General features: G+C 68.7%; 7 protein-coding genes. 4 read left to right on the forward strand and 3 right to left on the reverse strand.

The features are described from left to right. Together VGF12_RS13560 and VGF12_RS13565 are read left to right on the forward strand one after the other, a co-directional pair. A partial coding sequence (locus tag VGF12_RS13560) for an acyl-CoA dehydrogenase (RefSeq protein ID WP_331176564.1) occupies window positions 1-1,492 on the forward strand: 1,492 nt, incomplete at its 5' end. A gap of 13 nt (window positions 1,493-1,505) precedes the next feature. After that, a complete protein-coding gene (locus VGF12_RS13565) occupies window positions 1,506-2,456 on the forward strand; it encodes a nitronate monooxygenase family protein (protein ID WP_331176565.1) in 951 nt (316 codons plus the stop codon). A gap of 66 nt (window positions 2,457-2,522) precedes the next feature. Here the strand turns inward: VGF12_RS13565 and VGF12_RS13570 are convergent, their stop codons facing one another. Together VGF12_RS13570 and VGF12_RS13575 are read right to left on the reverse strand one after the other, a co-directional pair. After that, the gene (locus tag VGF12_RS13570) at window positions 2,523-3,005 is read right to left on the reverse strand and encodes a DUF6622 family protein (protein ID WP_331176566.1); all 483 of its coding nucleotides are present in this window, start codon (window positions 3,003-3,005) and stop codon (window positions 2,523-2,525) included. A gap of 118 nt (window positions 3,006-3,123) precedes the next feature. Further along, window positions 3,124-5,244 carry a heavy metal translocating P-type ATPase gene (locus VGF12_RS13575; RefSeq protein ID WP_331176567.1) on the reverse strand — a complete coding sequence of 707 codons (2,121 nt, stop codon included), beginning with the start codon at window positions 5,242-5,244 and terminating at the stop codon, window positions 3,124-3,126. Between the two features lie 210 nt (window positions 5,245-5,454). On the opposite strand from VGF12_RS13575, the gene cadR reads away from it, so the two are divergent. Both cadR and VGF12_RS13585 read left to right on the forward strand, forming a co-directional pair. Beyond that, window positions 5,455-5,904 (forward strand): Cd(II)/Pb(II)-responsive transcriptional regulator, encoded by a 450-nt coding sequence (gene cadR / locus VGF12_RS13580; protein WP_331176568.1) that lies wholly within the window; start codon window positions 5,455-5,457, stop codon window positions 5,902-5,904. 95 nt (window positions 5,905-5,999) lie between these two features. Beyond that, entirely contained in the window at window positions 6,000-6,221 is a 222-nt protein-coding gene (locus VGF12_RS13585; RefSeq protein WP_331176569.1) for a hypothetical protein, read from the forward strand. A gap of 12 nt (window positions 6,222-6,233) precedes the next feature. Here VGF12_RS13585 and VGF12_RS13590 read toward each other — a convergent pair whose 3' ends face one another. Next, the gene (locus tag VGF12_RS13590) at window positions 6,234-7,160 is read right to left on the reverse strand and encodes a hypothetical protein (RefSeq protein ID WP_331176570.1); all 927 of its coding nucleotides are present in this window, start codon (window positions 7,158-7,160) and stop codon (window positions 6,234-6,236) included. Between the last annotated feature and the right edge of the window lie 161 nt (window positions 7,161-7,321).

Genomic DNA, 7,321 nt, shown 5'->3' on the forward strand with positions numbered 1-7,321 from the left:
CGGCGGCCAGGGCGCGCCCAAGACCATCGCTGCGGCCTGCAACGAGATGCTGCAGTCGGCCAACATGAGCTTTGCGCTGTGCCCGCTGCTGACCGATGGCGCCGTCGAGGCCCTGCTGACCGCAGGCAGCGAGGAGCAGCGCCGCGTGTACATCCCCAAGCTGCTGGACGGCTCGTGGACCGGCACGATGAACCTCACCGAGCCGCAGGCCGGCTCGGACCTGGCGCTGGTGCGCACACGCGCCGAGCCCCAGGGTGACGGCACGTACAAGATCTTCGGCACCAAGATCTTCATCACCTACGGCGAACACGACATGGCCGAGAACATCGTCCATCTCGTGCTGGCCCGCGTGGCCGGCGCGCCGGAGGGGGTGAAGGGCATCAGCCTGTTCCTGGTGCCCAAGTTCCTCGTCAACGCGGATGGCAGCCTGGGCGCGCGCAACGACGCCCATTGCGTGTCCATCGAGCACAAGATGGGCATCAAGGCCAGTCCGACGGCGGTGCTGCAGTTCGGTGACCACGGCGGCGCGGTTGGGCAACTGATCGGCCAGGAGAACCGAGGCCTGGAGTACATGTTCATCATGATGAACGCGGCCCGCTACGGCGTGGGCCTGCAGGGCATCGCCATCGCTGACCGTGCCTATCAGAAGGCCGTGGCCTATGCGAAGGACCGTGTGCAGTCCCGCCCGGTGGACGGTTCGGTGGTGGGCAGCGCGAGCATCATTCACCACCCGGATGTGCGCCGCATGCTGATGACCATGCGCTCGCTGACCGAGGGCTGCCGTGCGATGGCGAGCACCGCCGCTGCGGCCTTCGATGCGGCGCACCACCATCCCGATGCCGAGGCCCGCAAGCAGAACCAGGCCTTCTACGACTTCATGGTCCCGTTGGTGAAGGGCTACAACACCGAGATGAGCTTGGAGGTCACCTCGCTGGGCGTGCAGGTGCACGGCGGCATGGGCTTCATCGAGGAAACCGGCGCGGCCCAGTACTACCGAGACGCCAAGATCCTGACCATCTACGAAGGCACGACGGCCATCCAGGCCAACGACCTCGTCGGTCGCAAGACGGCGCGTGACGGCGGTCAACTCGCGCGCGGCATCGCCGGCCAGATCGAGGTGACGGAGGGCGATCTCGCCAAGCGCGACAGCGCGGCCGCCCGGGCGGTGCTGAAGGCGCTTCGTGCCTCACGCGAGGACTTCCTCGCTGTGGTGGAGTTCATCGCGGCTGAGGCCAAGGGCAACCCGAACGCGGCCTATGCCGGCTCGGTGCCGTACCTGATGCTGGCGGGCAATCTCGTCGCCGGCTGGCAGCTGGCTCGCGCGCTGATCGCTGCGGAAGACGCCTTGGCGACTGACAAGGCATTCATGGCCGCCAAGATCACGACTGCGCGCTTCTATGCCGAGCACATCCTGCCGCGTACCGCGTCGCTGCGTGCGGCCATCGTCGATGGCGCCGACAGCGTGACCGAACTCAGCCTCGAAGCTTTCTGACACGGAGTCCGTCTTGGCCTTGCCCGCAATCCTGAAGAACCTGCCTCTGCCGGTCATCGGCTCGCCGCTGTTCATCATCAGCAACCCCAAGCTCGTCATCGAGCAGTGCAAAGCTGGCGTCGTCGGCGCCATGCCGGCCCTGAACGCGCGGCCTGCCGAACTGCTGGATGAATGGCTGGCCGAGATCACGGAGACGCTGGCCGCGTACAACCGTGCCAAACCGGACAAGCCGGCTGCGCCCTTTGCCATCAATCAGATCGTGCACAAGAGCAACGAGCGGCTCGAGCACGACATGCAGGTATGCGCCAAGTACAAGGTGCCCATCATCATCACGAGCCTTGGCGCGCGTGAGGACGTGAACCAGGCCGTGCACGCCTGGGGTGGCATCGTGCTGCACGACGTCATCAACAACAAGTTCGCGAAGAAGGCCATCGAGAAGGGCGCCGATGGTCTCATCGCCGTGGCGGCGGGCGCGGGCGGGCATGCGGGCGTGAAAAGCCCATTCGCGCTGGTCCATGAGATCCGCGAGTGGTTCGACGGTCCCTTGGCCCTGTCGGGGGCCATGGGCACGGGCGACGCCATCCTGGCGGCGCAAGCCATGGGCGCCGACCTGGCCTACATCGGCTCCGCCTTCATCGCGACGCAGGAGGCCCGGGCCAGCGATGAGTACAAGCAGATGATCGTTGCCAGCAACAGCGACGACATCGTCTACAGCAACCTCTTCACCGGCGTGCACGGCAACTATCTGCGTGGCTCGGTGGTGGCGGCGGGCCTGGATCCTGAGAACCTGCCCGAGAGCGACCCCAGCAAGATGAATTTCGGCGGCGGCGCGGCCAAGGCCTGGAAGGACATCTGGGGCAGTGGCCAGGGCATCGGCGCCGTCAAGCAGGTGGTGCCGGCGGCCGAGCTGGTCGGGCGATTGAAGCGCGAGTACGCGGCGGCGCGGGCGCGCCTGGCCCTGTGAGCTGAAAGCCCTGCGGGGATGCACAACGGCCGCCTCGGGCGGCCGTTGCCATTTCTGCGCCACGTCTCAGAGACTGGGCGCGGTGCGCACGAAGCGATGCACGGCCGTGGCGCGTGCCGCGAAGGCGCCGCTGAGCAGCCCGAAGAGCGCGCTCGCCGCGGCGATGAACCAGGCCTCGTGGACCACGTGCGCGTCGACGCCGGTGGCGTAGCCCAGCACGAACTTGGCCGCGAAGATGCCCACCATCAGGCCCAGCGGCAGCCAGCTGCCGGGCACGCGCACGGCACGACCTTCGCGGGCCAGGCCGCGCGGCGCGAAGACCGGGCCGGCCACGAAGACGGAGGCGGCGAAGCCGGTCGCCCAGGCCAGCACCGGGACGAGGTGGGGGCCGAAGGCGGCGGTCACGCCGTACAGGGACAGGACCAGCATGCCCAGCGCCACCTTGGCGAGCGTGCCCGGCTGGACCACGCGGTCCCGGGACTGGCGATAGCCCAGGACCAGCAGGACGGCGAGGATGGCGAAGGGCCAGAGGGGGAGGGAGGTGCTCATGGCAGGCATTCGTTGGGTTGCGATGCCTGGACTGTGCAGGGCGAGCGTCCGCCCAGCGACCGGCCTGCGACGAATCGACAGGCGGGGGCGCGAAGCGCAAGCCCGCCCGATTGGCGGTTCAGCGCGCAGCGCCGCGCAGCAGCCGCAGCCCGTTGAAAACCACCAGCAAGCTGGCGCCCATGTCGGCGAACACGGCCATCCACATCGTCGCGCTGCCGAACACGGCCAGTGCGAAGAACACGGCCTTGATGCCCAGCGCCAATGCGATGTTCTGCCACAGCACCGCATAGGTGCGCCGAGACAGGCGGATGACCTCGGGCAGTTTGCGCAGATCGTCGTTCATGATGAGCACGTCGGCCGCCTCCTTGGCCGTGTCGGTGCCTGCGGCGCCCATGGAGAAGCCCACGGCTGCCGCGGCCAGGCTGGGCGCGTCATTGACACCGTCGCCCACCATGCCCACAGGCCCCTGTGCCCCCAACGCGGCGACCGCCTGCTGTTTGTCCTGCGGCAGCAGGTCGGCCCGCACGTCGGCGATACCCACCAGGGCGGCGATGGCCCGGGCGGTAGAGGGGTTGTCGCCGGTCAGCATGACAGGGTGCACGCCCAGGGCCTGCAGTTCGGCGACGGCGTCGCGGCTCGTGGCGCGGGGGCTGTCGGCCACGGCGAAGAGGGCCAGCACGCGGTCGGCGTCGGCCAGCAACGACACGGTGCGGCCCTGCGCCTCGTGCGCCTGCATCAGCGCCTCCAGCTCTGGCGAGCACTGGTCGCGCTCGTGGATCCAGCGGTGGTTGCCCAGCACCAGGTGGTGATCGCCGATGCGGCCGTGCACGCCGCGGCCGAGTTCGGCACCAAAGTCCTGCACCGACAGCGTGTCGGCCGGCAGACCTGCGGCGATGGCCTGGGAGACCGGGTGGTCCGAGCGCGCTGCCAAGCTGCGAGCGAGCTGCAGCACCCAGGCCTCCTCCCGTTCCTCGGCCAGCACGCGCTGCGCGACGAGGCGGGGGCGCCCCTCGGTCAGCGTGCCGGTCTTGTCCAGCGCCAACACCTTGAGCTTGCGCGCCTCTTCCAGGTGTACGCCGCCCTTGATGAGGATGCCTTGCCGCGCGGCCGCAGCCAGACCGCTGACGACCGTGACCGGCGTGGAGATCACCAGCGCGCAGGGGCAGGCGATGACCAAGAGCACCAGTGCCTTGTAGATGCCCGTGAGCCAGGGCCAGCCCAGCAACAGCGGCGTGCCAATCGCCACGGCCAGCGCCAGAACGAAGACCGCGGGCGTGTAGACGGCGGCGAAGCGGTCGACGAAGCGCTGCGTGGGTGCGCGCTGGCCCTGCGCCGCCTCGACGGCGTGGATGATGCCCGCCAGCACGGTGTCGCCCGCCGGCCGGGTGACCTCGAACTCCAACGAGCCGCTTTGGTTGATGGTGCCGGCGAAGACCGGGTCCCCCAGGGCCTTGTCGACAGGAATGCTCTCGCCGGTAACGGGCGACTGGTCCACGGCGCCCTGGCCGGCCGTCACACGGCCATCGAGCGCGAAGCGTTCGCCCGGCTTCACGCGCACGGTGGCTCCCACGGCCACGGCCCTGGCTTCCACCCGGGCCCAGCGGCCGTCGGGCTGACGCACCTCGGCTTGTTCGGGCGACAGCGCCAGCAGCCCGGTGATGGCGTTGCGCGCGCGCTCCACCGAGCGAGCCTCGATCAGCTCCGCCAGCGAGTACAGCGCCATCACCATGGCAGCCTCGGGCCATTGGCCGATGACGAAGGCGCCGATGACGGCGACCGACATCAGCGCATTGATGTTCAGCTGGCCGCGTGCCAGTGACGACAGCCCCTTGCCGAACACCGCCAGGCCCGACAGCGCGATGGCGATCGCGGCGACCGCCATGCCGGCGACGTGCCAGAGCGTGTCGTCGGGGGCGAAGAAATGCAGCAGCTCGGCGCCCGTGGCAATGACCAGGGCCGCCACCAGACGGACAAGTTCCCTGCGCCGGGCCTGGGCCGTGTCCTCGACGGCGGGCGGCGCGGACAAGGTTTCAGCCTTGAAGCCGGCCTTGGCGATGGCGGCCGTCACGGCCGCCCACGAGGCCGGCGGCGCGTCCACCGTCAGCGCACGGGCCGGCAGGTCGAAGTGCAGGCGGCGCACATCGGCGAAGCCCTCCAGCGCGCGGCGGATCAGGCCTTCCTCGGTGGGACAGTCCATGGCCGGAATGCGCAGCAGCAGCCCGCCGTCCGACGTCGGCATGGGCAGCGGAGCCGCAGCGGAGGCGCAGCCGCCGCCGTGGCAGCAACTGGGTGCGGGGGCCGGGGCATGAGCGTGGTCGTGATGGTCGTGGCCGGCATGCGAATGCCCGGCATGGGAATGGTCGTGAGAACTCATGAGGCTATTGGAATCCCTGGAGCAACTCCAGAGTCAAGGGCCTAAACTGAAATCGATTTCCGCTGAAAGCCTGCCATGAAAATCGGAGACCTCGCCACCGCTTCGTCGACCGCCGTCGACACCATCCGCTACTACGAGCGAGAGGGCCTGCTGCCCGCGCCGGGTCGCACACAGGGCGGCTTCCGGGTCTACGAGCCGGCGCATCTGGAGCGGCTGCAGTTCATCCGCTACTGCCGGGGCCTGGACATGTCGCTGGACGAGGTGCGCGTGCTGCTCCGGGTGAAGGACGCGCCCGGCGGTGATTGCGGCGACGTGAACGCGTTGCTGGACGCCCACATCGGCCATGTGTCGCGGCGCATCCGGGAATTGAGGGCGCTGGAGAAGCAGCTCAAGGATCTGCGCCAGCGCTGTGCTGCTGCGCAGAGCGTCGACCAGTGCGGCATCCTCAGCGGCCTGGCGGCCGCCGCGCAGGAAGGCACGCCGCCCGCGCCGGGATCGCACCTGCGCTCGGTGCATTCGCACTGAGGTTGCGCGTCCGCCGACCCGGTGTCCGGGGCAGGAGTTGACAACGGCCCGCCGTGGGACATATTTGATCCGTGCAGTCACTGCGGAGCGTTGCCATGGGCGCCTTGGTCACCGAAGAGCAAGCCTTGCAAATCAAATCCCGGTTCGAGACCGGGGTGCTGGCGCTTCCGGGCGTCACGGGTGTGGATCTCGGCCAGCGGGCCGAGGAGTTCGTGATCCGCGTCTACGTCGCTTCGAAAACTGCCGCGCCGGCACTACCGGCCAGCGTTGAAGGCGTGCCGGTCGAGGTGATCGAGCGGCGCTTCGGCCTGCAGTAGCGGGCGCTGCGCTCAGTCGTTCCAGGCCAGGTGGTTGGCCACCGCCATGGAGATCGGCTGCCCGCTGTTGGCCTCGAAATAGCTGTAGCCGGGGCAGGGATTCACCTCGAAACAGAACACCCGTTCGTCGGGCGTCAGGCGCAGGTCGATGCCGGAGAAGTCCAGGCCCAGCGCACGGGTGAGGTCGACGCACCGCTGCGACAACTCGTCGCCGAGCTCCGTCGCCGTCAGGCGGGCCGCTTCGCCGACCTGGCTCTTGGCATACCGGTAGTCCACCGCCTCCGATTCAATGCGGGTTGCGAACACCCGCTGGCCCACCACGTGGACGCGCACGTCGGTACCCGGCACATAGGCCTGGAACTGCGTGGGACACCAACGCACCGAGGCCAGGCGGGCCAGGTCCTTCTCGTCGAAGGTCTGTACGATGGAGCGCACGCCGCTGATCGACTTGTAGATGATGCGGCCGTGCTGCTCGCGAAACGTCAGCACCGCGTGGGGGTCGGTGGTGATCAGCGAGGCCGGGATCTCGAAGCCGTGTTCGCGGATCAGCTGCGCCTGGTAGGGCTTGGAGGAATTCGACCCCATGGCCGCGATGCGGTTCACCACCCGGGCCGGGCTGATCTCGGTCCAGCGGATCAGCGTGTCGTGCAGTGCGTTGCAATGCTGGGTCAGCGGCGAGTCGTGCGCCTCGTCCTTCAGTTCAGGCAGGCGGCTGTGGTCCATCAACCGGGAATAGATGCCGCGCACCGAATCGAGGGCGACCCCTTCGCCGTTGATTTCCAGCCAACCGCTCAGGCCCATGTCGCCAAGCTCGAAGGCCATCTCGGTCTGCTCGAAATGGCGCTGGTTGAACCAGCGGTAGGGCGCGCCGATCCGCTCCAGCGCGTCGCCGACAAGCGCCAGGGGCGACTCGGAAGGAATGCCGCACAGAAGGATCATGCAGCCTCCCGGTGGCGGGTCAGCGCGTCAAGCAAGGCGGTGATCAACGGCGTGCCGCCGATGCGCAGGTCGGGCGTAGGGCTGGCGCCGGCAAACGACCAGGCCTGTTGCTCGTGGTGCACGAAGTCGATGCCCAGCAGCGTGGTGTGGCTCAGCTCGGC

It is taken from the genome of Roseateles sp. (assembly GCF_036404855.1).
GTDB lineage: Bacteria > Pseudomonadota > Gammaproteobacteria > Burkholderiales > Burkholderiaceae_C > Pelomonas.

Bases quoted from the DNA above. Each gene is read 5' to 3' on its own strand.
- VGF12_RS13570 (WP_331176566.1), bottom strand. From the start codon at position 3,005: ATGAGCACCTCCCTCCCCCTCTGGCCCTTCGCCATCCTCGCCGTCCTG.
- VGF12_RS13575 (WP_331176567.1), bottom strand. From the start codon at position 5,244: ATGCCGACGTCGGACGGCGGGCTGCTGCTGCGCATTCCGGCCATGGAC.
- cadR (WP_331176568.1), top strand. From the start codon at position 5,455: ATGAAAATCGGAGACCTCGCCACCGCTTCGTCGACCGCCGTCGACACC.
- VGF12_RS13585 (WP_331176569.1), top strand. From the start codon at position 6,000: ATGGGCGCCTTGGTCACCGAAGAGCAAGCCTTGCAAATCAAATCCCGG.
- VGF12_RS13590 (WP_331176570.1), bottom strand. From the start codon at position 7,160: ATGATCCTTCTGTGCGGCATTCCTTCCGAGTCGCCCCTGGCGCTTGTC.